Source organism: Lentzea sp. NPDC004789, from assembly GCF_053601075.1.
The window spans coordinates 169,261-194,005 of record NZ_JBSGBE010000012.1; the positions used below are offsets into that span (position 1 = coordinate 169,261).

The window sequence follows — 24,745 nt, forward strand, 5'->3', positions numbered from 1 at the left end:
CCGTAACAGCTTCGTGGGCTGGTGCGAACCACATGTATGCAGATTGAGTCCGGGGCGAAGCCTGCACATGGGGTACTGCGTGACGTCCTTCTCGCGGTCCTCGGCCTGATCGGGGCTGCAGGTGTCAACCTGTTGACTTCGCTTGCTGACAAGGAGGATGTGCATCGTTGGCGATGGCCGCTCACAATTGCGGTCTTGCTGGCGTTCATCGTGCCAGTCATCTGGAAGCACCGCGCAGGTGTTGGTAAGGCGTTGGCAACGAAACTCACCAGAGTCGCTGCGGTCGATACTGGCGACAGTGCGATGGATGTTCTGGCGGTAACCGAGAGTGGCAAGGTTATTTCGGCAACCTGCTCTGACAAAAATATATGGACGCCGTGGCGAGTGATACTGGAGGAAGGTTTCGCGTGGGATGTCGCTGCTGTCGTCCCGCGTCAAGGGATTGTCGAGTACTTTGCTCTTGATCGTGACGGCACTATCCGTACGCGTACCCGTGATCGCGGCCATTGGTCGACGTGGCAAGTGGTCAATATTGTCGGGAACGAACACGGGCGAATCATGCGAGTTGCGTCAGCCAGTCTTGAGCCGGGGCACCGTGAATTGATGGTAGTCACAGATGCCGGCCGACTGCTGCATGCCTGGCGAATGGACGGGCGAGGCTGGTCGCGGTGGCATGACTCAGGACTCGCAGGCGCACGAGACGTTACCGTGTGCGCGCCCCAAGATGACGGATTGTTCGAGAACTGGGCCGTCGATACTAACGGCGAGGTTTGGCACCGGTGGTTTTGGAAGGAGTGGACTGAATGGGAGCGATGCGGGAGGCCTGGTTCTCCTGCTCGCGCAGTCTCGGTATTTCGGAAGCTCGCTGAGTTTCAGGAACTGTTCGTAGTCGGTGATGCAGGAGACCTCGGTCATCGTCATCATCAGCGTGGACATGCCTGGTCAGACTGGTTGGTGATGGATACGCCAGTCGAGGCGATCGACGTTGCCGGAAGCACCACGAGTCCGAACAGCCTGCGTTGCTTGGTTGTCGGCCGCGATGGAACGCTATGGGTCCGTTCGTATGACGGCTCTGGAAACCGATGGTTGAATTGGGATCGAGTATCAATCACGTGACCTGATCGCGCTTGTGGCGCTGTGTCGGTAGAACCTGTCGTGTCTGGACATCCGCTCACTGCTCCCGAGCATGAAACCGAACCATCCGCCCGCTACGTGATCGTTCGCCGACGTGGCCGTGCTGCGGCACGTTGGTAGTCGTCGACCAGGTGAGCCAGAGCGTCCATCCGACTACGCCACGGGCTACCGTGCACGCGCGTCAGGCTGGCGGTCTGCGCCTCCCAGCGACTACTACGCCGACCGGTCACCGACAACATCGGTTCCAGGAATCCCAGCAAGACTGGTGCATCCTCAGCCCCCGCCAGGACTCGCCACCCTGTCCGAGTTGGGTCCGATGAGCGTTCGAGGCGGACGGTATCCAGGTTCAGCGGGGCAGGACGCGCTGGCGGCTTGGATCGACTCGTTCGCGGCTTAGTTTCCGTGACAGGTTTCGTGACAAGAGGTACGGGTGGCTTCTCGTCCGTCACGGCAGTGGTGGTGACCGGGACGAGTTGGGCGAGTTCGGCAGCGGCACGCGTGAGCTGATGTGCGGCCTGCTCCGTGTCCCCGTCCGCCAGTACCGCCCGCCGCACCTCGGCAGCCGCCGCCTCGACAGCGGCCACGGCAGCGAGCACGTCACCATGCCGGGTGGCGACACGAGTGCGGCGAGCGCGTTGACGGCACGCCGCGTTGTGGTAGCGGGCCGGTCGCCCACGGTTCGACCCTGCCTGCAACGGCTGTCCGCATCCCACGCACTTCACGGCTCACCACTCCGATTCGTGACTAGTTTCGTGACGGTCGGATCGAGCATAGCAAGACTGTCACGAAAATAGTCACGAAATTGCGGTCTGCTTGTCTTCGGCTGGTCAGCGTGCGGTGTCCTTGAGGTCCTGCGCCGCACGGTGAAGATGCTCGGCCGTCTCGGCGTCCGTGAGCGTCGTGGACATCAGCCGATCGAACAACTCCAGGTATGGCCGCCGCTCAGCCTCACTCTCAAGCCACACGCCGCCGTGCGGGCAGTCGAGGTAGACGACGTCGTCAAACTGCGCCTCACGGAACGACAGCGCCGTGAACGAGGCCATCCCCGCGACCACACCCGCACTGTCCGGCACGAGGTACACGCGCACGCCGGGAAGCTGAGCGAACACCGCCAACTGAAACAACTGGTCGGCCATCACCAGCGCACCGCCGACGGGCCGCCGCAACACCGCCTCCCCCAGAACGAGATCCACCCGCAAGCTTGGATCTTGGTCAAGCTGCGACAGCATCCGCGCACGGTGCTGATTGTCGTAACCGCAGTGACCTCGTTCAGAGACCGTCTGGACCTGCTCGCCTCGAACTGCGGTCGAGTACTCGGGTGTCCAGACCAGCGGCGGCAAGACGTCCAGCGCCACCGCGCGCACGTAACTCGCCTCAGCCTCGACGTCGGAGTACGTCCACTCCACACAGGGCGCCGCGCCGCCGGTCACCAGGTTGAACGTGCGGGGGTCACGTGCGCGCTGCGCACCCCAGAACACCGGCTCTCGCTGGACGTCGTCGATACCGTAAACGAGCGCGAGCGCCATCACGTCGGCATCGCTGATCGGGACCAGCCCGTTCTGCATCATCGAAGTCTTGGCCGCTGACCAATGCACGCGCGCGGTCACTTCGGTCAGGCTTAAGCCGCTTTCCATGCGCCACAACGCAAGCGCACGCGCAACAGCACGGTTCAGAAGACTGGACTTGAACCCCTTAGGCATCGCGGGCCGTCTCCGTCCTCGACGGACGGTCCTGCTCCGTAGCCCATGAGGTGGCGCACAGGCGGACCAACAGGGCTTTGGAAGTGTCCTCGTCCAAGCTGCTCGCATCGAGCGCACGGATGACCTTCTCGTAGCCCTTGATCGCATCCGCCGCCTCGGCGAAGAGACTGGAGTTCTCCGTTTCCGTCCACACCAGCGGTTCGTACTTCGGGAAGGTCAAGTACGTGAACGGTCCGGCCAAGCCCGCGTGCGCGCCACAGGACACGGGCAAGATCCGGATCGTGATGTTCGGCCGATTCGCCATGTGCAGCAGGTGAAGCAACTGCCCGGCGTGCACCTCAGCGCCCCCGACGGGCAGATGCAACGCCAACTCGTGGATGAGGAACGTGCACCTCACGCCGCACCACAGCGCCTTCTGCATCGCAAGGTGCGTCTGTACACGCTCTTGAATGTCACTCGCCGGCATCGTGGAGGACGCGCGCAGCACCTCGCACATGTAGTCCACTGTCTGAAGAAACAGCGGTACCAGGTGCGTGTGCCAACCCGTCAGTGTCTTGGCCAGCTTCAGATTTTCGACAGCCGTCCGGACCTGGGCAGGCGCGTACATGCCGTGCTGCTGCCACCAGCCACGGATGTGCGTCTCCGGGTACAGCGCCAGCAGGTGAGCTGCCTCAGTCGACTTGACCCGGCAGGCACCCAAGAGGGTGGCAACCTCAACCTGAGTGGCACCACCCTTGCCATTCACCACGTTCGACAGCTTGGCCGCGTCCCAGTCCACGATGTCGGCGAGCGCGCACGAGGTCAGACCGGCACCTTTGATCGCCGCTCTCAGGCCAGCACCGAACTCACGACCACGCGCGGTAGAGATCCGCTTGGGCATACCAACTTCCTTGCAGTGGTTCGAAAGACGATGAGAGAAGCCGACGCGGCGACGCGTGCCGCGTCGGCTCTCCCTGACCAGCCTTGGACGAGGTTTTGACGGAGCCCCGGAGGCTGGTGGCTTTGTCACGACGGCAACCGCTTGGGGACCCCAGTGGCCTGGTCCTCGACAGCGTCAATCGTCGTCGGTTGTGCGGACTGCTTGCGGTCGTCGGCGTGGTTGACCAGAAGCTCTCCGAGCACGATCAGAATCTCGCCGAACTCCTGCTGTCGCTCTGGTGTCAGAGTGCCCATGACGAGGTCGAACAGCACGTTTGGCATCAGTTTGGAGATCTTCCCGAACTCAGTGATCAGTTCGGTGTCGTCGGGCGTCACGCGATGACCCCTCCCGCAAGCCGTGACTCCTCAAGCCTGTGCTTGCCGACCGACACGGGCGGATGGATGGCGGGGAACTCCTGAGTGTCTGCTGTGCGCGCCGTCGGCAGCGAGACCGGAACGTCATCAGGCTCGTGTGGGGACTCCAGGCGGTCGAGCGCGTCCTGAACGTCCGCACTCGCCCAAGCAGCCTCGTGGGCGGCATTCATGGCCTCCTGGGCAGCCGCTCGGGCTTGTCGGACGTACTTCCGGCCAAGTGCCACCGTGTACACGAGCGGTAGCACCAGCCACACCACGAACAGCACGACTCCTGTTGCATCCCACACCATGATCGTCCACCGTCCTCCCGAAGAACGTGACCGCAGACATCAGCGTCTCCGGTGGCGGACTTCGTGTGAATGACCTGGTTGCGACCATCGGCGACATTTCGCGACCTATACTGATCGGCGCTGACATCAGTGAGACGGAAGGTCAGCCGATGGATTCAGGAGATCGACAGCGACAGTCACGGACGTTGTTCGGCGAGCTGCTGCGCCAGCGAAGGCAGACGGCAGAGGAGTTCAGCCAAGAAGCCGAGCGGTTTGCGCGCGAGCACGGGTTGAGCGCGACGATAAGTCCGCGCCATGTCCAGCGGTTCGCATCTGGCCGTCGTGCCGATGGCAAGCCTCTCGGTCTTCCTCAGCCATCAACGCGCCGTCTGCTCGAAGGCATGCTCAGCGTGCCGATCGAACGGCTGCTCGAACCTGTGCCCGACGCCGTTCCGGTCGCCACGGATGATGACCTGGGATTGCAGGCCAGGATTGCCGCAGGGCGGAACCTGGACATGGAGACGGTCGGACTCCTTAGGCAGAAGCTCGACATCACCCGCGTGATTGATCGCCGACTGGGCGCATCCGCCTTGCTCGGCGAGCTTCGCGCCCAGATAGGTCAGATGGAACGAGCGATGCGTGACGTGCTCAGCCAGCCGATCCGGTCGGGTCTTGCCGAAGTTCTCGTCGACGCTTCCGCTCTTGCTGGTTGGCAGTCGCTCGATCAGGGACTCGTCAGTGAATCGTGGGACCACTACAACACGGCTCGAATGGCAGCACGTGAAGCACGCTCGCCAGCGCTCGAAGCTTATGCGTGTGCAGGGCAGGCTGTTGTGTTGCTCGACATCGGCGAAGTGCGAGCGGCCGTCGAGTTGACGGACTACGCGCGGGCAATCGCCAAAGGGAGGGTCCCCGAACTGCTCTTCGCTTGGCTCACCGCGGGCTACGGTGAAGCGTGCGCGGCGAACGGAGAGCGCGAAGTCTGCATGCGTGCTTTTGATGACGCACTGCGTTCGGTGCCCGCCAGTATCGACAACTCGGAGACGCCGTACTTGGTGTTCGACTCAACGCACCTCGCGCGTTGGCGTGGCAGCGCGCTTGCTCGGCTCGGTGCGCGAGAAGCCGTCGAGGTGCTGTCCGATGTCCTGAGTCGGCTCGATCCGACCTTCACGCGAGCGGAAACGGCGCTCAGGGTTGACCTGGTGCAGGTCTTCACCGCCACGGGAGAGAAACACGAAGTAGCCGCACACGCGGAGCGTGCACGGCTACTTGCTACGCAGATCGGATCTCAGCGGCAACGTAAGCGGCTTACTTCGCTGCTCGTTTCCGGCTGATGCTCACGACTTCGGCAATGTCTGGCTCTTCGCCCGGAGCCAGCACGACGGCCCGCTTGCCACGGCTCGCGTGAACGAGTCCCTCGGCTTTCAGCTCGGCAATCGCGCGGTTGACGGTTCCGGCAGACAGGCCGTATCGGCTCTTCAGCTCGACCACCGTAGGAAGTTGGTCGCCTGGGCGCAGTGCGCCGCACTTGATCGCGCCTCGAAGATCTGCGTAGATCTTCTGATATGGGTTGTCGGCCGTCGGTTCCAGCGTTGTCGTCACAGCGCCAGACTCGGAAACCTTGATCGGCGCTTTGGGCATCCGGGTACCGATGTTCCCGGCTGCCCGCTGGTCCGCCTCCGAGACCCAGGCAGAGTAAACGCGCAGCGTGGTAGCGCCTCCGCCGCTGTGTCCCAAGCGGCCGGCAACGGTGCGCACGTCCACACCTGCGGCGATTAGCTCCGTGGCGGAGTAGTGGCGCAACTGATGGATGTTCATCTTCCATCCGAGTCGTTCGCACATACGCCGGTATCGCTGCGTGACAGTGTCCGGCTTGAGCCAGGTGCTGTGATCGACTGACGACGAGAAGACGCGTCCGTCCCGCTTGAGCTTGACTCCGCCGATCTCTGCTTCGGCTTTCCGCTGGTCGATGTAGGCCCGTAGAAGTCCGACGGTTTCCGGGTCGAGCGCGATGCGTCGCTGTTGGTGGGTCTTAGTGTCCTGTTCCCAGGTTTCAGCGCCGTCCTGCGCGATAGCCGTCTGAATGGACAGAACCGCGTTGTTCAGGTCGAGCTGGTCCAGCCGTAGAGCGCAGACCTCACCGCGTCGCGCGCCGGTCGTCATCGCGAGCCACACGAACATTCCCCACGGAAGGTCCTTGAACGCCTCATTGACGATCGCTGCCGCTTGTTCGGGAGTAGGCGGCTTCGGATTCGGCTTGACCGGCTTTGGTGGCTTCGCTTGGGCAAGAGGGTTGACCTTGATCCAGCCCCAGCGAAGCGCGCAGTCGAGCGCACCGCTCAGGCAGAAGTGAACCTGGCGAACGGAGTTCTTTTCCAGCCCCTTGCACTCGTGAGGCTGGCAGTCGAGCTTCTTGCAGTCGTGGTTCTTCTCTTCGGACTTGTGCTCGATGAACTTCCGGCCTCCGCAGTGGGTACGGCACAGGCGGAGGGTCGCGTAAAGCGAGTCGATCACTTCGCCGTCCAGCTTCGCCACCGGTAGATCGCCCACAAGCGGACGGATGTGGTTGTTGATGTACCCCTCGTAACCCTTGCGCGTGTTCCGCTTGACGTCCAGGTTCTTCAGGTAGTGGTCGAGGAGGGTGTTCACGTTCGCTTTGGTGCGGGGGCTGCGCTGTTCATCGATCTCGTTGAGGATTCGCGTCTTGGTCTTCTCGGCTTCGTCCCAGAGATTGGGCGTGTCCTTCGGGATCGTCTCGTGACGGTAATTCCGGAGACCTGTCAGCGGGTCGACTCCCGCGTACACGACCACCCTCAGCGAGCCGCTCGGCAGGACCTCGATCCGCCCGCGCTCGCGGTCCTTGGGACCTGCCTTGCGCTTGGTCATGGTGCGACCGTACGCCCGCTTCGCACCATGCGCGGCACCACGAGATCAGGCGTCGATCATCTTCAGTGGCCGCTGAAGCGAAGAGCCTCTGACCTGTTTGAGCAGGTCAGAGGCTCTTTCGTTCACCCGGCGAAAGGTGGTGCCCCAGGCAGGATTCGAACCTGCGACACACGGTTTAGGAAACCGATGCTCTATCCCCTGAGCTACTAGGGCTGGCGACAGCAGTCTAGCGGGCACGCGCCACCGAGTTGACCAGCGCCCCCGCTCACGCACCGTGAGGGGCCAGGTGAGACGCCTGCGGCCGTTGGAGGGAAGTGAGGCAGGCCACCTTCTGCCGGGCAGAATCGTCAGGTAGGGAGAGGGCGTGAGCAGACCTTGGCCCGACTTCCGTCCTGGACCGCTTGGTTCCCTCAAGGCTTGGTGGCGTCGGCGGGTGCCGCGCCGGGCGGAGGACTTCACGTTCGTGCCGCCGTCGAGCAGTCATCAGCAGGAGTTCGAGACGCCGTTGCCCAGTGCGGTGTACGGGTTGGACTTCCAGGTCAAGTTCACGGTGGTGTGGCGGTTGGACCTGGCCACCGGGTTGCGGCACAACTCGCCGCGCAGTGCGGCCATTCACCACGTTCTGCAGCGGGCCAAGGAGGTCAGCGGCAAGGCGATGTTGGTGCACCACGCCGCCCTGCAGCACCAGTTGGGGGATGAGCTCGCCGCTGAACGGCAGGTTCCGGGTACGCATGTGTGGGCGCGGGCCGAGCAGGTGAGGGTCACCGTTGACGAGGGTGATCTGGAGATGGCTCGCAAGCACGTCGAGCTGTTGCGGAACTCCACGTTCAAGCTGGCCGAGCGGGACGTGGAGCGGGCCGAGATCCGGTACCTGCGGGACGAGGTGCTCACGGACGTCGGCACGGCCACGATCTGGTGGTTGCAGCGCAACGGGTACCAGGTCGAGGAGGCGGTCAAGTTGTCCGGGCACCTCGCTGAGCTGGTCAAGATCGCGCAGCTCGAACCTGAGCAGCACTGGGCCGAGTCGTTGGTCAGCAGCGTCGAGCGGGCGTTGCCCGAGCTTGAGGACTCGCATCGGAAGGACCTTCGCCGGCACCTGGCCAAGGCGTTGAGCGTTTACGGGGGCTCGCGGGTGGCTGCCGAGTTCGCCGACCAGATCGGGTTGCCCGCGGGTGAACCGCACGCGAACGGGCAGCACACGAACGGGCACGTCTAGGCTCAGGCGGATGTTGACCGAACTTCGCAGTGCCGCGGTGGTTGCCGGGTTGCGGGCGCTCGCCCGGCTCACGCCCTATGCCGAGCCGGAGCTGATCGGGCTCCGGAAGATCGTGAAGGCTGGAGACGTCTGTGTGGACGTCGGGGCGGCTTTGGGGCTGTACACGGTCACGTTGTCGAGGCTTGTCGGTCCACAAGGGACCGTGCACAGCGTGGAGCCGTTGGTGTTCGCGCATCCGGCGCTGTCGTACGTGCTGCGGCCTCGGGAGGGGCGCAACATCCGGCGGCACTCGGTGGCTCTGGGCAACGGGCAGGGGCGCGAGGTCATGAGCGTGCCGGTGCGGCACGGGAGTCCCGTCACCGGGCGGTCGTTCCTCACGGTGGGGGCCAAGGGGCTCGGGTCCAACGAGGAGTTCGACGAGCACCTCGACGTGGTGGTGAAGACGGACACGCTCGACCACTTCGTGGAGGCGAACGGGATCACGCGGCTCGACTTCGTCAAGGCGGATGTCGAGGGGGCCGAGCTGCGGGTGCTCGAAGGTGGCGCGGAGACCATCGAGCGGTTCAAGCCGGCGTTGCTGCTGGAGATCGAGGAACGGCACGTCGAGCGGTTCGGGTACCGGGCGCAGGACGTCGCGGACTTCCTGACGGAGCGCGGGTACCGGATGAGCACCTGGCAGGACAACCGGTGGGTGCCGACGGGCACCATCGGCGGCGAGATCAGGAACTACCTGTTCAGGGCGTGAAGGTGCCGGAATAAGTAGAGGACGCCGACCCCTGGGGGTGGATCGGCGTCCTCATCTCGAAGGCCTACAAGCTGTAGACCTCAAGCTCGTACAGGGAGTATCCGTAACGAGTGGCCCGTTGGGTACCCGTCATTCGGAGGTATCTCGCGTCCTGTGGTGCAAACGCTACGACATCCTCGCCTCCGTCGCCAGCACTTGTGGAGAAAACGTTCCGCCAAGTCGTGCCGTCATTGGAAACGTCGATGCGGTAGCCGCTCGCGTAGGCCGACTCCCACTGCAACACAGCGCGACCGACCTGTTGCACAGAGCCGAGGTCGACCTGGATCCATTGGTCGTCGCTCCAGTCGCTGGCCCACCGGGTCGACAGGTTGCCGTCCAGCACGTTCTGCGGCGGGAGGTTGTTCCAGCCCGTCTCGTGGGACGACGCGGACGCGGTCGCACGGGCGGTCAGGTTCGCGGTGCTCTGGCCCCGGTGGGACGGGAACTGCACGACCTGCTGGAACGTCGGGCGGTTCTGCCAGCTGATCTTGTCCTGGGTGATGCCGCCCATGGCGCGGTGGATGATCGTGTCGGCGCACCACTGGTCGCCGGCGGCGCAGTCGGCGTCACCGGGGTAGACCTGGTTGGCCGGCTTGGCCGCGGCCTGCTTCAGCGAGTCCGCCAGTGCCGTGCGGCAGCCGGACAACGTGCCGCCACCGCAGTAGGTCTGCGGGAACGCGCCCTGGACCGGGTCGCCCAGGACCTGGCGCAGGTCCTTGTCCACGTAGCCCCACCAGCCGTACTGGAACGAGGAGCCCTTGTGCGGTGCGGCGCCGTGCTGGTCGGAAGGTGCCTCGTCGACCTGGACGGCGTTCACCAGGGCGTCGTACAGCCCGTCGCCCAGTGACGGCTTGAACTCGGCCTGCACCAGGAGCGGCCACCAGGCATCAAGAATCCTGATCGCGTCGGCGTTGGCGTAGGTCTTGCTGCCCTTCGCCGTCTCCTTGCGCAACGAACCGGAGCGCTGCCAGTCCTTGAGCTTCTGCACGACCGGGGCCAGCGTCGCGTCCAGCGGCGCCGACTCCAGCACCCGCAGGATCTCCGGCAGCACCTGCTCGGCGCGCAGGTCGGCCACCGCGGCCTCGCCCATCGCCTTCACCAGCGAGGCACGGGTGACCTTCTGGCCGGAATTCACCAGGGCACGCACCCGGCCGTCGAGCAGGTTGCCGCGGTGCACGGCGCTGTGGCCGAAGCCGCCGAACGTGAAGTCCTTGGCCTGCTTGTTGTTCCAGGAGATGTAGTAGTCCTGGTTGATCGAGTTCGGGTGGCCGGCGAACGGCAGGTACGACGCGATGTTCTCGTCGCCGTTCCAGTTGACCCACTCGTACTCGGGACGGCCCCACGTCGGCAGGTTCGGGTCCACAGTGGACCGGCGCATCGGGTTGAGGCCCGAGTTGAAGTACGCGACGTCACGGGAGTCCGCGTAGAACCAGTTGAACGCGTAACCGATGTCGTTGGCCGCGCGCTGGAAGTCCGCGGCCGAACGGATCGCGGACGGGTCGTTGAGCTCCTGGAAGCCGATGATCGAGTCGACCTCGTGCATGTACGTCGAGCGCAACGTCGTGTACGCCACGACCTTGCCTCCGACCGTGGCACGGCTCGTCACCAGGCCGTACTTGGTCCGCCACATCACCAACGTGTAGGAGCCCGCCGGCGTGCCGTCGGCGACCGTCGGCTTCCAGGCGTTCTTGCGCTCCAGGCGCTCCATCGGCAGGCACGAGCCGTGGAACAGGTACGACGTCGAAGCCTTCGTGGCGGGAGAACCGTCCGCGTTGCACAGCTCGACGGCGTACGTGTCGGTGATGTCCTGGGCGGACGAGGTGGCGCTCCACGAGTAGTCGACGCCGCGGCCGAGCTGCACGTACATCGAGACGCCGGCGAACGAGACACCGCGCGAACGCACGCCGGGTCCGTTGAGCTCCTGCAGCATCAGCAGCTGCGGCGCGAAGTAACCGGTCTGCGGACCCCACACGGCGACCGGGTTGCCGGTGTCGGTGTACGCACCGGACACCGCCAGCGCGTTCGACATGCCGTGCTTCTTGTTCAGCAGATCGGCAGGCAGGACGCCGTCCTTGAAGATGCCGCGAGCCTTCGCCACATCACCCGAGGAGGCGACGGCGACGGAGGCACCGGTGCCGCCCACCTCGTCGTAGACCATCCGCTCCGGCGTGATGCTGCCGGAGTCCGGCATGGCCACGCCCTGCGGCGAGGCGGGAGAGGCCGAGTAGGGGAACGACTGTCCGTTGTGGAGGGTCAGCACGGCCTCCGGGTCGTTCTCCGCCCGGAACGCCTGCCACACCTGCTCGCCGACGGCGGCGCCGTACTTGTTCTGCGCGGCCAGCTTCACCAGCGCCGACTGCACCTCGCCGCCACCGCCGGCACCGAACAGGCCGCCGACGACCGAGGCGATCGCGACCATGTCGGTCGCCTTGAACGGCTGGATGTCGTTCCAGTTCGTGATCGAGTCGGCGTGCCCGGTCAGCACGTACTCGCCGGGGAAGTTGCGCGCCGACACCGACTGCGTGATGTAGGCGTTGATCCCGGCGATGTAGTCGTTGACGTCGGCGACCGCCTGACGCCCGCGCTCACCGCTCTTGGCCGCCGCGGTGTCGATCTGCTTCTGCAGGTCGGCCTCGGTGTACGGGATCTGGTTGTAGAAGCTCTGCTCCAGCGTCCGGTTCGACGGCGCGCCACCGGCGAAACCGGAGAGCTGGCCGCGGCCGAGGTGGCGGAACAGGTCCATCAGCCACAGCCGGTCCTGCGCGGCCGCGAAGCCGGCGCCGTACATCGTGCCGGACCGGGTGGTGCCGGTGATGTGCGGCATGCCGATCTTCTTGTCCCGCACGATGGTCACGTCCGCGCGGGGCTTGACGGTGCTCTCGACCTGGTCGGACGGCACGCCGAACGACGAGTCGTTGAAGAAGTTCGTGAGCTGGTCGTTCGTGAGGCCGCCGTAGCCGGAGGACAGCGCGTCGTACTTCCCGAGCTGGTCGGCCGAGTGCGCGGGCCTGGTGCCGAACGCCTTGTGCGCGAGGATCTCGGCCAAGGTCGCGTTGCCGTTGTTGCCGGGCGGCACGATGTCACCGCACTGGCCGAGGCAGTAGTCGTCCGCGGCGAACGCGGACGTTCGCGCGTCCTCGGCCTGGGCCGCGGACGGGACGAGAAGTAGGGAGGCGGTGACGGCGGCGGTCGCCAGCAGGGACGTCACCGGATTGGCTCTCCGCATGGCGCGAAGCTCCTCTCCGAGCAGGGCAGGGGTCTGTTGTGACGTACGTTACTTCCCGGTAACGCTATTGCGAAAGAGCTTCGCGTTTTCGTGACCTACCCGAAGGTACTGTATCGGTTCAGAAGTCCATCAAGTCCTCATATGGGTAGAAACGAAAATCGCAATCGGATTCGTCCGGTCGTATCTGTGTTTCTGGTTCAACATTCCACTAAGTGAGAATCTCGGGTTTGGTCACGCAGGGTCTCGACGACCACCCTTAAGCCCTGGTGGCATGCCTGCGCAGCGAAGTCCTCGCGCAATTCCGGTAACTGTGAACGGCGCCCGTCATCTCGAAAAACCGTTACCACATGATGAGATAACTGAGAATTAACGTGACCTTCGGCGTGCGTACGCGAAGATCACGCACATGTGGGAGCACGGAACGCCAATGCGGGAGGCGTCGTGATCAAGGTTCTGCTGGCCGACGACGAGGATCTCGTCCGTTCCGGCCTTCGCATGATCCTGAGCAGCGTCGGGGACATCGAGGTCGTCGCGGAATGCGATGACGGACACCTGGTAGCCGACCTGGCGCGCCAGCACCGTCCTCACGTGGTCCTTCTGGACATCCGGATGCGCACCTCGGACGGGCTCGCGGCGCTGCGGCGGCTGCGGACCCTGCCGGACTCTCCGCGCGTCTGCATCCTGACCACGTTCGACGTCGACGAATACGTTTCGGAAGCCTTGAGACTCGGTGCGTCGGGCTTCCTGTTGAAGGACACCGAACCGGAACAGCTCGTCAAGGCCGTGCGCGACCTCGCGCGCGGTGGCGCGGTTCTCGACCCCGGTGTGGCGGCACGGGTGCTGGCAGCCGTTGCGGACGGCGAGCGGATGGCCGAGCCGGCGCGCAGGCTGCTGGCGAGCCTGTCCGAACGCGAGCGCGAGGTGCTCGTGCTGATCGGCCAGGGCATGTCGAACGCGGAGATCGGCGGCACCCTGCACCTGTCGGAGGCGACGGTGAAGGGCTACGTCTCGTCCGTGCTCGGCAAGATCGGCGCGGTCAACCGCGTGCAGGCCGCGCTGGTGGCCTACCGCGGCGGCCTGATCGCCTAGCGGGCCTCAGTTCCCCGAGACGATCTCGGGGAGCTCGTCCGCGGAAGGTTCGACCTCGACCCTGTTCCGGCCGTGGCGCTTGGCGCGGTAGAGCGCCATGTCCGCGGCCGCGAACAGCTGGTCCAGCTTGGCCGGTCCCGCCGCGACACCGATGCTCACCGTCGGGCGGCGGACCGCGCCCAGCACCATCGTCCAGTCGTGGCCGTCGACGGCCGCGCGGATCCGCTCGGCCACGTTCGGGCCCACGTCCATGTTCGGCCCGGTGTCCCCGAGCAGCACCACGAACTCGTCGCCGGCCCAGCGCGCCACCAGGTCGTCGGCACGGCACTCGCGCCGCAGCAACGCCGCGATCTCGCGCAACGCCGCGTCACCGGCGGCGTGACCGGCGTCGTCGTTCACGCCCTTGAACCAGTCCACGTCGACCAGCACCAGCCACGGCACCCGGCCGCGCGCCGCCGTCGACTCCAGCAACGCCTGCGCCGCCCGTTCCAGCCCGAGCCGGTTCGCGAGGCCCGTCAACGGGTCGCGCGCCGCGGCCTCCTGCGCGGCCACCGCGAGCCGTTGCGCCTGAACGGCGACACGGCGTTGTTCCAACGCTTGGCCGAGGCCTTCCTGCAACGTCTCGGTGGCCGTGCGCGACGCCATCATCGACCGTCGCAACGCCTCGGCCTCGCCCACCGCGTCACCCAGCTCGTGGCAGATGTCCGCCAGTTCCGTGGAGAACCGCAGCAGCAGTGACGTGTCGTTGATGCGTTCGGCGTTGCACACCGCACGAGAGGCGAGTGTGCGCGCTTCCTCGAAATCGCCCTGCTCCCGACGCACCACGGCGAGCACCCAGTTGCCGACGGAGGTGCCCCACAGGTCGCCCGCGTCCGCGGACAGCCGCAAGGTCTCGGCGCCGGTCTCCTCGGCCTTGTCCAGCTGGCCCACACCGGCCAGCGAACGGCCGTAGGCGCCCATCAGCGCCCGCCGCATCGTCTCGTCCTTGGCCAGGCTCAAACCCTCGTCGAGGTACGCCAGCGCTTCCTCGAAGATCGCCGGCGCGGCCGCGGGAGAGCCGGAGCAAGCGCGGAAGTTCAGCAGGCCGCCGAGCCGTTGCAGGCAGGCGGCCAACGTGTCGGTGTTTCCCGCGCGGCGGGCCACCTGCACCGACAGCCGGAGCATGTCGAGGGACGCCCGCCGGTTGCCGATGCCCTCCATGAGGTAGCCCAGCATGCTCATGGTCTGGGCGACGGCAGGACTGTCGGCGCGGTCGGCGTCGAGGTCGGTCCACCCCTCCGCGGCCAGTTCCAGAGCGAGCGGGATGCGACCGAGACGCCACGCCATCACGGCGCGGTTCACCAGCACCGCGGAACGAACCCAGCGGTCGGCGCCGGGTGACACCTTGGTGACCACCTCGTCGAAAAGGGAGTTCGCCTCCGGTCGGCGGCCAGCGTTGAGCAACGCGCTGACCTCTCGGTCCAGCCGCGGAATCTGGCCCGCTACCAGCGGATCACGCTGCTCCACTCGTTCATCGACTCCGTTCCGACTCGCCGAGCGGCCTGCACAGGCTACCGGGCCGGTCGCACCCCGTACCGATCGTGGTGCGGAAGGTCATCGAGGGCTGGTCGGTTGCCCGAACAGGGTGCGCAGTGCCTGGGCTCGATCGACGATCATTCCGTAGCGCAGCTTCTTGTCAACGGGGTCGTTGTGAACCTGATGCGCGGTCATCTGGGCCGGGTGCTTGCGGTAGAGCAGGCTCGGTGCCGCGAGGAAGTAACCGGCCGAAAAGGTCTGCAACGCCAACAGCAGTCCGGTGTCCACCGACCGGGGTAGTCCCATCCACCCGCCCATCGCGAGCAGCAGGTCGCGGCGCACGCACAACGTGGCGGGGTGGACCGGCAGCCGCCACTCGTTCGCGACGAAGGAGTCGAGGACCCAGCCCGGTTCGAGGACTCCCTCGGCCGGGTCGTCGAACGCCCACGAGACGATCTCGCCGCTCGGCAGGAGATCACGCGCGCTGGACGTCACCCAGCCGACGTGCTCGTGCGCGAGCAGCACCCGCAGGTCCCGCTCCAGCGCGCCTTCCAGCAGCTGGTCGTCCGCGTCGAGGTTGCGGACGAACTCGCCGGTGGACCGGGCGGCGGCCATGTTCCTGGTGCCGGCCGAACCCGAGGACGGCGACCACGAGACGCTGACCCGCGGGTCGTCCGGGAGCAGCTCGGCCACCGCGCCGCGGTCGTCGCCGTCGTGCTGAACCAGCCACTCCCAGTCCCATCCGCCGGGCAGTGTCTGCGCGCGCAAGGACGCGTACACCTCCGGCAGATAACGGACGTGAGGCGGGTGTACCGGGGTTACGACAGAGATAGTCCGCATCTCGCTGTTTCAGTTTCGTCGGCCGAAAGAGTCGTAGTGCAGGACGTCGTCGAGAGGCAGCCGGTTGCGCCAGCCGTGCCGTTCCAGATCCGGCGTGTCCGGCAGGTTTCGGACCGGTCCCACGCACAGCCAGGCGACCGGACGGACCCTCGTGGGGATGTCCAGCAGACGCCGCAGCACATCTTCCCGGTAGAAGCTCACCCAGCCCACACCGAGGCCCTCCTCGGTCGCGGCCAGCCACAGGTTCTGGATCGCGAGGCACACCGAGTACAGCCCGGCGTCCGCGATCGCGTGCCTGCCCAGCACCGCGGGCGAGCCGCGGTCGGGGTCGTAGGTGACGACCACGCCGAGGGAGGACTCCATGACGCCCTCGACCTTGATCCGGGAGAACACCTCGGCCCGTTCCTGGTCGAGCTGGGCCGCGAAGACGCTGCGTTCGGCCTGAACGTGGTCGCGAAACGCGCGCCGAATCGATTCATCGCGCACGAGCACGAAGTCCCACGGCTGGGAAAGCCCGACACTGGGCGCCGCGTGCGCCGCGGTCAGCACGCGCCGCAGCACGTCAGGTGGGATTTCCTCGCCCGTGAACTCGGCACGGGTGTCCCTGCGCCGGTGCACAACTTCGTACAGGTTCATTCGTGGGATCGTGCCTCACTCGAAAGCACCAACTTCACGCTGGAGAGGTGGCGCTGATCTCATCTGAGGCGATACACCGATCGGATGAGAAGAATGAAAGGTGGTTACGGCTCCGCGCTCGGATTCGGCGGCGGAGTCGGCGTGACCACGTTCACCGGTGCCTGGCCGCTGCTCGCCCTCATGCTCCTCGCCGCCGTCGTCGTGATCGTCTCCCTGCGCACGACGATCATCGGTGCCGGGCTGGCCGCACTGCAGTGCTGGGGCCTCTACGCGACCTTCTTGGTCGGTGTTCGTGGCGATCTGACGGTCGACGAACACACGACCTGGGCGCTCGCGTTGCTGGTGCAGCTCGCCGTGCTGGCCTTCCTGGCCAGCACGGCGGCCCGCGTCATCGTCCTTGTGACGGGTACGGCAGCAGGGCCATCTCCCGTGCGTTCTTGACCGCCGTGGCGACCTGGCGCTGCTGCTGCGGCGTCAGGCCGGTCACCCGGCGGGACCGGATCTTGCCCCGGTCCGAGATGAACTTGCGCAGCAGCGTGACGTCCTTCCAGTCGACGACCGTCACGCCCTCCTTCGCGAGGAGGTTCTGCCTGCGCTTCAACGGTTTGCGGTCCTTCATCACCAGCTCGCCTTCGACACGCCGGGAAGCTCGCCCCGGTGGGCCATCTCGCGCAGCCTCAGGCGCGAGAGCCCGAACTTCCGGTGGTAGGCGCGCGGCCGTCCGTCCACGGCGTCCCGGTTGCGCAACCGGGTCGGCGACGCGTCCCGCGGCAGCTTCTGCAGGCCGCGCAACGCTTCCGCACGCGTCTCGGGATGCCGCAGCAACTCCTTGAGCTCCGCGCGCCGTTCCGCGTACCGGGCCACGACCTCGCGCCGCCGCCGGTCGGCGGCGATCTTCGACTTCTTCGCCACGTCAGCGCTCCTCGCGGAAGTCGACGTGCTTGCGCGCCACCGGGTCGTACTTGCGCAGCACCAGCCGATCCGGGTCGTTGCGGCGGTTCTTGCGCGTCACGTACGTGTAGCCCGTGCCCGCGGTCGACCGCATCTTGATGATCGGCCGGACGTCGTTGCCCTTGGCCATCAGACCTTCACCCCCTGCTGCCGCAGGCGGGCCACGGCGGCCTCGACGCCCAGCTTGTCGACGGTCTTGATGCCCTTCGCGGACAGCGTCAGCGTCACGAACCGGTTCAGCGACGGCACCCAGTACCGCTTGCGCTGGACGTTCGGGTTCCACCGGCGCCTCGTCTTGCGTTGCGAGTGCGAGACGCGGTTGCCGAAGCCCGGCTCGCGGCCGGTCAGCTGGCAGCGCATGCGCACACCTCCCAGAGTTTGAAACGACATTCGTTTTCAACTACGGTAGCGCACATGGAAACCGTTGTCGTCATGGTGGCGGGGCTGGTCGAGCACGACATCGCCGTGCGGGTGTGGCGTGACCGGCCCGGTTCGGTGCTCGTGCGCCACGTAGCTGCGGAAACGTGCGTCCGGCGATGGGTCGACGGGGTGGCGACCGACGTCGAGCTGCTGCACAACTGCGTGTCGTGCACCGTGCGGGAGGACCTGCGCGAGCTGCTCGGGACGTTCGCCGGGCACACGGTCGTGCTGCACCTGGACCCGTTGCTCGAACCGGACGCCGTGCGCCGCAACCTCGGCGTGGACGTCGAGTGCGTGATCACCGTGATCGACGCGGAGAGCTGGCTGGACGACGCGTTGAGCGACGCCTCCATGGTCAGCGACCAGCGCACGGTCGCCCAGGTCGTCGTCGCGCAGGCCGAGGCGGCGGACGTGCTGGTGCTGCAAGGAGATGCGGACGAACGGACGCTGGCCGTGCTCGACCGGCTGGCACCCGGAGCCCACCGCTGCACGCCGGACGCGGTCGTGGTGCGCAAGGGCAAGCGCCCGCGAATGGTGCCGCTCACGCCCGAATGCGGCGTCTCGACCGCGGTCTTCACCGCCGACCGGCCGTTCCACCCGGCGCGGCTGAACGACGCGCTCGACTCGCTGCTCGACGGCACGGTGGTGCGGTCGCGCGGCCGGCTCTGGGTCGCGGACGAGCCGGACGTGGCGCTGCACCTGGAGTCCGCGGGCGGCGGGCTGCACGTGGGCGAGGGCGGGCCGCGCGAGGGCAGGACCACGCAGATCGTGGCGATCACCCTCGGCGAGCCCGACGACATCACCGCGGCGTTCGGCGAGGCGCTGCTGACCGACGACGAACTGTCCTTCGTGGACTCGATCCGAAAGATGGCGATATGAAGTCAGGCATCCACCCCGACTACCACCCGGTGGTCTTCCAGGACGCGTCCACCGGCAAGACGTTCCTGACCCGCTCGACGGCCACGTCGTCGCGCACGATCGAGTGGGAGGACGGCAACTCCTACCCGCTGCTGATCGTCGACATCACCGCCGACTCGCACCCGTTCTGGACGGGCACGCAACGGCTCGTGGACACCGCGGGCCGGGTCGAGAAGTTCAACCGCCGCTACGGAAAGCGAGAGCGCTGATGGCCGTTCCCAAGCGCAGGACCTCGCGTTCCAACACCCGGCACCGGCGCTCGCAGTGGAAGGCCACCGCGCCGGACCTCGTGCGCGTCAGGACCCTGGACGGCAAGGAACTGCTCGTGCCGCGCAGGCTCGTCGCCGCCTACCAGCGGGGACTGCTCTAGGAGTGCTGGACCGTCCCGTCCGGTGAGTCGCGCCACTGGTCGAAGGGGCGGTCCAGCTTCCACCCCGTGCCGTCGTGGTCGAGCACGCGGTTCTCGCAGGTGTCCACGTTGGACAGCGACTCGAACAGCTCGATGCTCCAGCCGAACAACCTGCGGCACAGCAACCTGATCGTCAGCCCGTGCGACACGACCAGCACCGTCTTCGGGTGCTGCTCGTCCTGGTGCAGCCGCACCTCCAGGCCGTCCAGGAACGCCGCCACCCGGTCGTCGACGTCCGCGCCGGACTCGCCGTTGGGCAGCCGGAAGAAGAAGTGCCCGAACGCGTGCCGCTGGTGCTTCAGGACCTCCTGCTCCGCCGGGTCCTGGAGGTTGCCCCAGTCCTGCTCGCGCACGCGCGGCTCGGTGACGATCCGCTCGGCGTCGACGCCCAGCAGCTCGAACGTCCGGCGCGTCCGCCGGTACGGCGACACGTAGGCCGCGACCGGACCGTCGCCGACCAGCTGCCTGATCGTTTCGCCGGCCGCGCGGGCCTGCCGTTCGCCCAGCTCGGTCAGCGGCAGGGCGTGGTCCGGGATGCGGCAGTAGGCGAGTTCGTCGACGTTGCCGAGGCTCTGTCCGTGGCGCAACAGGATGATCCGCACGCTTCCATCGTGCCTCAGTCGGGCATCCCCCTCGGGCGTTACAGTGCTGGGCGAGTCGAGGAGGAAACCGTCACATGATCAAGTACATCGCGCTGTACAAGAAGCCCGCCGACCCCGAGGGCTTCGACGAGAAGTACTTCGGCACGCACATGCCGATCGCCGACTCGGTGCCGGGACTCGTGCGCGCCGAGGTCGCCAAGGTGCAGCGGGTGTTCCTCGCCGGGTTCCTGGGCGACACCGAGCCCTACCTGATCGCGGAGCTGTACTTCGAGTCGGCCGAGGCCATGAAGGCCGCCTTCAAGACGCCGGAGTGGGCGTCGTCCGGTGCGAACCTCGCCGAGATCGGCGGGATGGAGCTCGTCGCGATGTTCAGCGCCGAGGTGGTCGAGTCGTGAAGGCCGTCGTCATCGGCGGCGGCACGATGGGCGCGGGCATCGCGCACCTCCTGCTCGCGCACCAGCACCAGGTCTGGCTCGTCGAAGCCGACGCCGAACGAGCGAACGCCGCGTTCCTGGGTGTGAAGGCGTCCCTGCACAAGGCCGAGGCCAAGGGCAAGCTCAACGATGGCGAGGCCGACGAGCTGCTCGCGAACCTGACCGTGGCCGACCCGCCGGAGGACGCCGAGCTGGTCATCGAGGCCGTGCCCGAGAACGTGCCGCTCAAGCGGAAGGTGCTGGGTGACGCGGCGGCGAAGTGCCCGAACGCGATCCTCGCGTCCAACACGTCCTCGCTCTGGATCTGCGACATCGCCGAGGGGCTTCCCGGCGAGCGCGTGTTGGGCATGCACTTCTTCAACCCCGTGCCGGTGCAGCCACTCGTCGAGCTGGTGCACCACCAGGGCGTCGACCCCGCGAACGTGGCCAAGGCGCGGACCTGGGCGGAAGAAATGGGGAAGACCGTCATCGAGGTCCGCGACTCACCGGGCTTCGCGACCTCACGCCTGGGTGTCGCCGTTGGCATGGAAGCGATCCGCATGGTCGAGGAGGGCGTGGCATCTCCCGCGGACATCGACACCGGCATGAAGCTCGGCTACCGCTGGCCGATGGGCCCGCTGGAGCTCACCGACCTGGTCGGGCTCGACGTCCGGCTGGCGATCGCCGAGCACCTCGCGGCGGAGCTGGGACCCCGGTTCGACCCGCCGCAGCTGTTGCGGGACAAGGTCGCGCGCGGCGAGCTGGGAAAGAAGACCGGTCAGGGCTTCTTCACCTGGTAGATAGTTGTCCGTGCACATCCGTGAGTACACCGAGGACGACCTCGACGCCGTGTTCCGGCTCCGCAAGCTCGCGTTCAACGGGACCCGGCCGACGGGACCGCTGCTGCAGCCCGGCAGGCACGGCCTGGTCGCGGAGCTGGACGGCCGGGTCGCCGGTGTGCTCGGCATCGGCGAGTACGCGCAGTTCTACGGCGGCGCCGCGGTCCCGATGGGCGGGATCGGCGGGGTCGCCGTCGACGGCGCCTTCCGCGGCCGTGGTGTGGCCAACGCGCTGCTCGACGCGGCCCTGCCGGTGATGCGGGAGCACGGACAACCGCTGTCGGTGCTCTACGCGACCGTGCCGGCCCTGTACCGGGGACGCGGCTGGGAACGCGCCGGGGTCTTCGAGTGGACCGAGGTGCCGATGGACCGGATTCTCTCAGTTCCACGGCCCACCGAGTTGATACCGTCGCGCCCGGCCGACGAGGGCGACCTCCCCGCGCTGCGCGACTGCTACCTCGAAGTGGCGCGGACGATCGACGGCATGGCCGACCGCCGCCCGCCGAGGATCGACCCCGCGAAGGTGCTCGAGATGGACCTGGTGAGCGTGCTTCCCGGCCCGAACGGTCTGCGCGGTTATCTGACGGCTCAGCGCGAGCCCAGCGACCGCGACATGGGCACCCTCAAGGTGTACGACCTCATCGGCGTCGACCTCGAGGCACAGCTGAACCTCCTCGCGTCGCTGAAGTCGTGGGCGGGCACGCTCGAAGCCGTCGAGCTGCGCATCACCGACCCCGCCACGCTGCACCTGCTCGGCGCGACGCCGATGCGGTACGAGGTGTTCACGTCGACCTGGATGCTGCGCGTCGTCGACCTGCCCGCCGCCGTGGCCGCGCGCGGCTGGCCGCGGCTGACGAACGCCGCCGTGGACCTGGAGATCGTCGACGAGCACGCGCCGTGGCACGCGGGCCACCAGCGCATCGTCGCCGAGGACGGCCTCGTGCGCGTCGAGCCCGGCGGGACCGGCGCGGTGCGGCTGCACGCGCGGGCGCTCGGCCCGTGGTTCTCCGGTGCGCAGAACACGCACGCCTTGCGCCGCGCGGGTTTGCTGGAGGGCGACCCGGCCGACGCGGTGGTGCTCGACCAGCTCGTCGGTGCGTCCGGGATGCCGCGGCTGGCGGACTTCTTCTGATGACCGACGTCTACCACGAGGTCATGCGCACGATCTGGGACCACAACCTGCACTTCGGGCTCTGGACGTCCGAAGAGGACGAGTCGTCCAACCGCGTCGCCGCCGAGCGCATGACGGCGTTGCACATCGACAAGCTCGGCGCCCGGCACGGCTGGCGCGTCCTGGACCTCGGCCGCCGGGTCGGCACGTCGGCCTTCCGGCTGGCCGAGGCCTCGCACGCCGACATCGTGTCCGTGTCCCCGTGCGCCGACCACGTGCGCCGCGCGAACTCCCGCGCCGAGGCGTTGTTCGTCGACGACCAGGTCCGGTTCGTGCACGGCGATCCGCACGCGATGCCGTTCCCCGCCGGCACGTTCGACGCGGCGTGGGCCGTGGAGACGTTGCCGCACCTGGGGGACCGGGCCGGCGTCCTGCGCGAGCTGGCGCGGGTGGTGAAGCCCTCCGGTGTGATCGTGGTGTCCGACTTCGTGCAGCGACGGCCCGTGTCACAGGCGGTGCTCGACGAGTTGCAGCCCGCTCTGACCACTTATGACATCGACGAGCTGCCGACGTTCGCCGGGTACCCGAAACTGCTGGCGGCAGCGGGTCTGCAGGTGGTGGAGCTGCTGGATCTGACGGTCGAGGCGCGCCGGACCCTGCCGCGGATGCAGGAGGGCGCGCGCCGGCACTACGACGCTCTCGTTGCGGCGCATGGCGAAGAGGCACGGCAGTACCTCGACCGGCTGCTGTCCCCGATCGCGCTCCAGCCCTCGCTGGGCTACGTGCTGGCGGTGGCGCGGGTCTGAATTCGTCCACACGCGCCCGCCAAGCGACAATGAACGCATGTCGGGGGACGATGCGAGGCACGCCTACGGTGACAACTTCGGCTGGCACCTGAAGGGCTACGCGAAACGGCAGAGCGGAGCACCGGTCAGCGTGCGGGAGATCTCCCGCGCCCAGTTCCTGCAGATCAGGCCGCTGTTCGGGGCGGAGGACAACCCGTGGCTCGTCGACCTGCACGAGGTGGGCCCGGAGATCTTCGAGCGCGTCGAGCAGGTGCTCGGCCCGATGTCCCGCGACCAGGACTACTACGTCACCGGGCACCCGCTGGACTGGGACAAGGACCCCGTCCAGGTCGCCCGCGACCTGATCGACGAACGGTTCCCGCTCGCGACGGCGGCGTTCCTCGGCGGCAGCGTCGCGGCCGGCAACTACACCGCGAACTCCGACCTGGACATCGTCGTGATCGTGAACGACCTGCCGTGCGCGTTCCGGGAGACGCTGGAGCACCGCGGCTGGCCGGTCGAGCTGTTCTGCCACACCGTCGAGTCCTTCCAGGACTTCGTGGTCCGCGACATCCAGGACCGACGCCCTCCGTTGCTGCACATGTGCGCCGAGGGGTTCCTCATGCTCGACGCCGATGGAACAGGTCAACGCATGCGAGCCGAAGCGCGCGCTCTGCTCGATGTCGGCCCACCGATCCCGACCGCCACCGAACTGGAGGACCGCCGCTACGGCACCACGGACCTCCTGGAGGACCTCATCGGCGCACGGGACGAAGACGAACGGCTGTTCGTCGCGGCACGGCTGCTGACCTGCGTGGGAGAGCTGGCGCTGGTCGTGCAGAACCGGTGGCTCGGGCACGGGAAGTGGCTGCTGAGGCGTCTCCGGGAGGCGAAGGCCGACGAGCTCGTGGACGCCTATCGGGCGTTGGTGCGCGGCGAGGGCGCCGAGTGGTTCATCGAGGTCGTGGAACACGTCCTGACGTCCGCGGGCGGTCGGCTGGAGGCCGGTTACCGCCGGGAGGCGACGCCCCGCTAGCCACGTATTCTCTCTGTTCGTGCTGCTCACCGTCCTGGAGCTGATCGGGATCGCCGTCTTCGCCGCCTCCGGGGCGGTGGCCGCGGTGCGCGCTCGCCTCGACGTGTTCGGCGTGATCGTCCTGGCGCTCACCACGGCGCTGGGCGGCGGCATCATCCGCGACGTGCTGCTCGGCGTGCACCCGCCGACCACCCTCCGGAACTGGCCGTACCTGCTGGTCGCCGGTGGCACGGGGTTGATCGTCTTCTGGTTCCACCCGCAGGTCGCGAAGCTGCGGCGGTCCGTGCTGCTGTTGGACGCCGTGGGGCTCGGTCTGTTCGTCACCTCCGGCACCACCACCGCGTTGGCGCTCGGTGCCACGCCCTATGCCGCGTGCCTCATCGGTATGACGACCGGCATCGGTGGAGGCGCGGTCCGCGATCTCCTTCTTCGCGAGATCCCTCTCGTGCTGAGGAGAGAGATCTACGCCGTGGCGGCGCTCGCGGGTGCGGTCGTCGTCGCGCTGGGCGAGTGGGCGCGACTGCCGAAAGACCTGGTCGCCCTGACCGGTGCGGCAATGATCATCACCATCCGGCTGATCGCGCTGTGGCGGAAGTGGAACGCGCCGGTCGCGAGGGGCCTGGAGGGCTAGCGGGAACTAACGCCGTACTCACACGCGCAGTTAGGGCCCTTC

The 24,745-nt window shown here is 67.1% G+C and carries 29 protein-coding genes and 1 tRNA gene; 15 read left to right on the forward strand and 15 right to left on the reverse strand.

From position 1 onward, the window contains the following. Positions 1–36: 36 nt before the first annotated feature. On the forward strand, positions 37–1,116 hold the full coding sequence (locus ACWEIJ_RS26500) for a hypothetical protein (RefSeq protein WP_449839932.1): 1,080 nt from the start codon (positions 37–39) through the stop codon (positions 1,114–1,116). Positions 1,117–1,961: 845 nt separating this feature from the next. Here ACWEIJ_RS26500 and ACWEIJ_RS26505 read toward each other — a convergent pair. From ACWEIJ_RS26505 to ACWEIJ_RS26520, 4 genes are all read right to left on the reverse strand, one after another. After that, entirely contained in the window at positions 1,962–2,834 is an 873-nt protein-coding gene (locus tag ACWEIJ_RS26505; protein ID WP_449839933.1) for a helix-turn-helix domain-containing protein, read from the reverse strand. After that, a complete protein-coding gene (locus ACWEIJ_RS26510; RefSeq protein ID WP_449839934.1) occupies positions 2,827–3,714 on the reverse strand; it encodes a DUF5753 domain-containing protein in 888 nt (295 codons plus the stop codon). The genes ACWEIJ_RS26505 and ACWEIJ_RS26510 overlap by 8 nt, the downstream gene beginning before the upstream one ends. 125 nt (positions 3,715–3,839) lie before the next feature. Continuing rightward, entirely contained in the window at positions 3,840–4,088 is a 249-nt protein-coding gene (locus tag ACWEIJ_RS26515; RefSeq protein WP_449839935.1) for a hypothetical protein, read from the reverse strand. Further along, positions 4,085–4,393, reverse strand: coding sequence for a hypothetical protein (locus tag ACWEIJ_RS26520; RefSeq protein WP_449839936.1), 309 nt, complete (start codon positions 4,391–4,393; stop codon positions 4,085–4,087). Before ACWEIJ_RS26520 ends, ACWEIJ_RS26515 begins: the two co-directional genes overlap by 4 nt. 50 nt (positions 4,394–4,443) lie before the next feature. Here ACWEIJ_RS26520 and ACWEIJ_RS26525 point away from each other — a divergent pair, with 50 nt between their 5' ends. Beyond that, positions 4,444–5,730: a hypothetical protein gene (locus tag ACWEIJ_RS26525; RefSeq protein WP_449839937.1), complete on the forward strand. Its 1,287-nt coding sequence runs from the start codon at positions 4,444–4,446 to the stop codon at positions 5,728–5,730. Here ACWEIJ_RS26525 and ACWEIJ_RS26530 read toward each other — a convergent pair. Together ACWEIJ_RS26530 and ACWEIJ_RS26535 are read right to left on the reverse strand one after the other, a co-directional pair. Further along, complete coding sequence (locus tag ACWEIJ_RS26530) at positions 5,705–7,282, reverse strand: tyrosine-type recombinase/integrase (RefSeq protein ID WP_449839938.1); 1,578 nt, start codon at positions 7,280–7,282, stop codon at positions 5,705–5,707. The two genes, ACWEIJ_RS26525 and ACWEIJ_RS26530, sit on opposite strands and share 26 nt — an antisense overlap. A 137-nt stretch (positions 7,283–7,419) precedes the next feature. Beyond that, a tRNA-Arg gene (locus ACWEIJ_RS26535) sits at positions 7,420–7,495 on the reverse strand. Between the two features lie 151 nt (positions 7,496–7,646). Here ACWEIJ_RS26535 and ACWEIJ_RS26540 point away from each other — a divergent pair. After that, positions 7,647–8,498, forward strand: a complete 852-nt coding sequence (locus tag ACWEIJ_RS26540) for a hypothetical protein (RefSeq protein ID WP_449839939.1) — start codon at positions 7,647–7,649, stop codon at positions 8,496–8,498. A gap of 10 nt (positions 8,499–8,508) precedes the next feature. After that, positions 8,509–9,243 carry an FkbM family methyltransferase gene (locus tag ACWEIJ_RS26545; RefSeq protein ID WP_449839940.1) on the forward strand — a complete coding sequence of 245 codons (735 nt, stop codon included), beginning with the start codon at positions 8,509–8,511 and terminating at the stop codon, positions 9,241–9,243. A gap of 64 nt (positions 9,244–9,307) precedes the next feature. On the opposite strand, the gene ACWEIJ_RS26550 is transcribed toward ACWEIJ_RS26545, so the two are convergent. Next, on the reverse strand, positions 9,308–12,508 hold the full coding sequence (locus ACWEIJ_RS26550) for a penicillin acylase family protein (protein ID WP_449839941.1): 3,201 nt from the start codon (positions 12,506–12,508) through the stop codon (positions 9,308–9,310). Positions 12,509–12,949: 441 nt separating this feature from the next. Between ACWEIJ_RS26550 and ACWEIJ_RS26555 the strand changes: the two genes are divergently transcribed. Next, positions 12,950–13,597: a response regulator gene (locus tag ACWEIJ_RS26555; RefSeq protein ID WP_112270441.1), complete on the forward strand. Its 648-nt coding sequence runs from the start codon at positions 12,950–12,952 to the stop codon at positions 13,595–13,597. Positions 13,598–13,603: 6 nt separating this feature from the next. Here ACWEIJ_RS26555 and ACWEIJ_RS26560 read toward each other — a convergent pair whose 3' ends face one another. The 3 genes from ACWEIJ_RS26560 to bluB all read right to left on the reverse strand — a co-directional run bounded on the left by ACWEIJ_RS26560 (position 13,604) and on the right by bluB (position 16,588). Continuing rightward, positions 13,604–15,103: a diguanylate cyclase gene (locus ACWEIJ_RS26560; RefSeq protein WP_449839942.1), complete on the reverse strand. Its 1,500-nt coding sequence runs from the start codon at positions 15,101–15,103 to the stop codon at positions 13,604–13,606. 87 nt (positions 15,104–15,190) lie between these two features. Further along, a complete protein-coding gene (locus tag ACWEIJ_RS26565) occupies positions 15,191–15,952 on the reverse strand; it encodes a glycosyltransferase family 2 protein (protein ID WP_449839943.1) in 762 nt (253 codons plus the stop codon). Positions 15,953–15,961: 9 nt separating this feature from the next. After that, positions 15,962–16,588 (reverse strand): 5,6-dimethylbenzimidazole synthase, encoded by a 627-nt coding sequence (gene bluB, locus ACWEIJ_RS26570; protein ID WP_355449780.1) that lies wholly within the window; start codon positions 16,586–16,588, stop codon positions 15,962–15,964. Positions 16,589–16,672: 84 nt separating this feature from the next. Here bluB and ACWEIJ_RS26575 point away from each other — a divergent pair, with 84 nt between their 5' ends. After that, positions 16,673–17,029, forward strand: coding sequence for a hypothetical protein (locus tag ACWEIJ_RS26575; RefSeq protein ID WP_449839944.1), 357 nt, complete (start codon positions 16,673–16,675; stop codon positions 17,027–17,029). Here the strand turns inward: ACWEIJ_RS26575 and rpsR are convergent. From rpsR to rpmB, 4 genes are read right to left on the reverse strand one after another with little or no spacing between them, the layout of a single operon-like run. Next, positions 16,977–17,207: a 30S ribosomal protein S18 gene (gene rpsR / locus ACWEIJ_RS26580; protein ID WP_449839945.1), complete on the reverse strand. Its 231-nt coding sequence runs from the start codon at positions 17,205–17,207 to the stop codon at positions 16,977–16,979. The genes ACWEIJ_RS26575 and rpsR overlap by 53 nt on opposite strands. Further along, positions 17,207–17,500, reverse strand: coding sequence for a 30S ribosomal protein S14 (gene rpsN, locus ACWEIJ_RS26585; protein ID WP_449839946.1), 294 nt, complete (start codon positions 17,498–17,500; stop codon positions 17,207–17,209). The genes rpsR and rpsN overlap by 1 nt, the downstream gene beginning before the upstream one ends. Position 17,501: 1 nt before the next feature. Further along, positions 17,502–17,669 (reverse strand): 50S ribosomal protein L33, encoded by a 168-nt coding sequence (gene rpmG / locus ACWEIJ_RS26590; protein WP_189255682.1) that lies wholly within the window; start codon positions 17,667–17,669, stop codon positions 17,502–17,504. Beyond that, positions 17,669–17,899 carry a 50S ribosomal protein L28 gene (gene rpmB / locus ACWEIJ_RS26595; RefSeq protein WP_449839947.1) on the reverse strand — a complete coding sequence of 77 codons (231 nt, stop codon included), beginning with the start codon at positions 17,897–17,899 and terminating at the stop codon, positions 17,669–17,671. The genes rpmG and rpmB overlap by 1 nt, the downstream gene beginning before the upstream one ends. 54 nt (positions 17,900–17,953) lie before the next feature. On the opposite strand from rpmB, the gene ACWEIJ_RS26600 reads away from it, so the two are divergent. The 3 genes from ACWEIJ_RS26600 to rpmF are packed head-to-tail and all read left to right on the forward strand — an operon-like array spanning position 17,954 to position 19,247. Then, the gene (locus ACWEIJ_RS26600; RefSeq protein ID WP_449839948.1) at positions 17,954–18,838 is read left to right on the forward strand and encodes a GTP-binding protein; all 885 of its coding nucleotides are present in this window, start codon (positions 17,954–17,956) and stop codon (positions 18,836–18,838) included. Beyond that, positions 18,835–19,086 carry a type B 50S ribosomal protein L31 gene (locus tag ACWEIJ_RS26605; RefSeq protein ID WP_355449796.1) on the forward strand — a complete coding sequence of 84 codons (252 nt, stop codon included), beginning with the start codon at positions 18,835–18,837 and terminating at the stop codon, positions 19,084–19,086. Before ACWEIJ_RS26600 ends, ACWEIJ_RS26605 begins: the two co-directional genes overlap by 4 nt. Beyond that, on the forward strand, positions 19,086–19,247 hold the full coding sequence (rpmF, locus tag ACWEIJ_RS26610; protein ID WP_449839949.1) for a 50S ribosomal protein L32: 162 nt from the start codon (positions 19,086–19,088) through the stop codon (positions 19,245–19,247). The genes ACWEIJ_RS26605 and rpmF overlap by 1 nt, the downstream gene beginning before the upstream one ends. On the opposite strand, the gene ACWEIJ_RS26615 is transcribed toward rpmF, so the two are convergent. Continuing rightward, on the reverse strand, positions 19,244–19,888 hold the full coding sequence (locus ACWEIJ_RS26615) for a histidine phosphatase family protein (RefSeq protein ID WP_449839950.1): 645 nt from the start codon (positions 19,886–19,888) through the stop codon (positions 19,244–19,246). The two genes, rpmF and ACWEIJ_RS26615, sit on opposite strands and share 4 nt — an antisense overlap. A gap of 74 nt (positions 19,889–19,962) precedes the next feature. On the opposite strand from ACWEIJ_RS26615, the gene ACWEIJ_RS26620 reads away from it, so the two are divergent. From ACWEIJ_RS26620 to ACWEIJ_RS26645, 6 genes are read left to right on the forward strand one after another with little or no spacing between them, the layout of a single operon-like run. Further along, positions 19,963–20,283 (forward strand): EthD family reductase, encoded by a 321-nt coding sequence (locus tag ACWEIJ_RS26620; RefSeq protein WP_449839951.1) that lies wholly within the window; start codon positions 19,963–19,965, stop codon positions 20,281–20,283. Next, complete coding sequence (locus ACWEIJ_RS26625) at positions 20,280–21,101, forward strand: 3-hydroxyacyl-CoA dehydrogenase family protein (RefSeq protein WP_449839952.1); 822 nt, start codon at positions 20,280–20,282, stop codon at positions 21,099–21,101. The genes ACWEIJ_RS26620 and ACWEIJ_RS26625 overlap by 4 nt, the downstream gene beginning before the upstream one ends. Positions 21,102–21,111: 10 nt before the next feature. Next, positions 21,112–22,272: a GNAT family N-acetyltransferase gene (locus ACWEIJ_RS26630; RefSeq protein ID WP_449839953.1), complete on the forward strand. Its 1,161-nt coding sequence runs from the start codon at positions 21,112–21,114 to the stop codon at positions 22,270–22,272. After that, positions 22,272–23,057 (forward strand): class I SAM-dependent methyltransferase, encoded by a 786-nt coding sequence (locus ACWEIJ_RS26635; RefSeq protein WP_449839954.1) that lies wholly within the window; start codon positions 22,272–22,274, stop codon positions 23,055–23,057. Before ACWEIJ_RS26630 ends, ACWEIJ_RS26635 begins: the two co-directional genes overlap by 1 nt. 37 nt (positions 23,058–23,094) lie before the next feature. Then, a complete protein-coding gene (locus ACWEIJ_RS26640; protein WP_449839955.1) occupies positions 23,095–24,072 on the forward strand; it encodes a nucleotidyltransferase domain-containing protein in 978 nt (325 codons plus the stop codon). Between the two features lie 19 nt (positions 24,073–24,091). After that, positions 24,092–24,703: a trimeric intracellular cation channel family protein gene (locus tag ACWEIJ_RS26645; RefSeq protein WP_449839956.1), complete on the forward strand. Its 612-nt coding sequence runs from the start codon at positions 24,092–24,094 to the stop codon at positions 24,701–24,703. The last annotated feature ends 42 nt before the right edge of the window (positions 24,704–24,745 follow it).

Coding starts and splice junctions, on each gene's coding strand:
- rpmF (WP_449839949.1), top strand. CDS start 19,086: ATGGCCGTTCCCAAGCGCAGGACCTCGCGTTCCAACACCCGGCACCGG.
- ACWEIJ_RS26505 (WP_449839933.1), bottom strand. CDS start 2,834: ATGCCTAAGGGGTTCAAGTCCAGTCTTCTGAACCGTGCTGTTGCGCGT.
- ACWEIJ_RS26510 (WP_449839934.1), bottom strand. CDS start 3,714: ATGCCCAAGCGGATCTCTACCGCGCGTGGTCGTGAGTTCGGTGCTGGC.
- ACWEIJ_RS26500 (WP_449839932.1), top strand. CDS start 37: ATGCAGATTGAGTCCGGGGCGAAGCCTGCACATGGGGTACTGCGTGAC.
- ACWEIJ_RS26620 (WP_449839951.1), top strand. CDS start 19,963: ATGATCAAGTACATCGCGCTGTACAAGAAGCCCGCCGACCCCGAGGGC.
- ACWEIJ_RS26600 (WP_449839948.1), top strand. CDS start 17,954: ATGGAAACCGTTGTCGTCATGGTGGCGGGGCTGGTCGAGCACGACATC.
- ACWEIJ_RS26605 (WP_355449796.1), top strand. CDS start 18,835: ATGAAGTCAGGCATCCACCCCGACTACCACCCGGTGGTCTTCCAGGAC.
- ACWEIJ_RS26640 (WP_449839955.1), top strand. CDS start 23,095: ATGTCGGGGGACGATGCGAGGCACGCCTACGGTGACAACTTCGGCTGG.
- ACWEIJ_RS26575 (WP_449839944.1), top strand. CDS start 16,673: ATGAGAAGAATGAAAGGTGGTTACGGCTCCGCGCTCGGATTCGGCGGC.
- ACWEIJ_RS26635 (WP_449839954.1), top strand. CDS start 22,272: ATGACCGACGTCTACCACGAGGTCATGCGCACGATCTGGGACCACAAC.
- ACWEIJ_RS26545 (WP_449839940.1), top strand. CDS start 8,509: ATGTTGACCGAACTTCGCAGTGCCGCGGTGGTTGCCGGGTTGCGGGCG.
- bluB (WP_355449780.1), bottom strand. CDS start 16,588: ATGAACCTGTACGAAGTTGTGCACCGGCGCAGGGACACCCGTGCCGAG.
- ACWEIJ_RS26550 (WP_449839941.1), bottom strand. CDS start 12,508: ATGCGGAGAGCCAATCCGGTGACGTCCCTGCTGGCGACCGCCGCCGTC.
- rpmB (WP_449839947.1), bottom strand. CDS start 17,899: ATGCGCTGCCAGCTGACCGGCCGCGAGCCGGGCTTCGGCAACCGCGTC.
- rpmG (WP_189255682.1), bottom strand. CDS start 17,669: ATGGCCAAGGGCAACGACGTCCGGCCGATCATCAAGATGCGGTCGACC.
- ACWEIJ_RS26530 (WP_449839938.1), bottom strand. CDS start 7,282: ATGACCAAGCGCAAGGCAGGTCCCAAGGACCGCGAGCGCGGGCGGATC.
- ACWEIJ_RS26565 (WP_449839943.1), bottom strand. CDS start 15,952: ATGCGGACTATCTCTGTCGTAACCCCGGTACACCCGCCTCACGTCCGT.
- rpsR (WP_449839945.1), bottom strand. CDS start 17,207: ATGAAGGACCGCAAACCGTTGAAGCGCAGGCAGAACCTCCTCGCGAAG.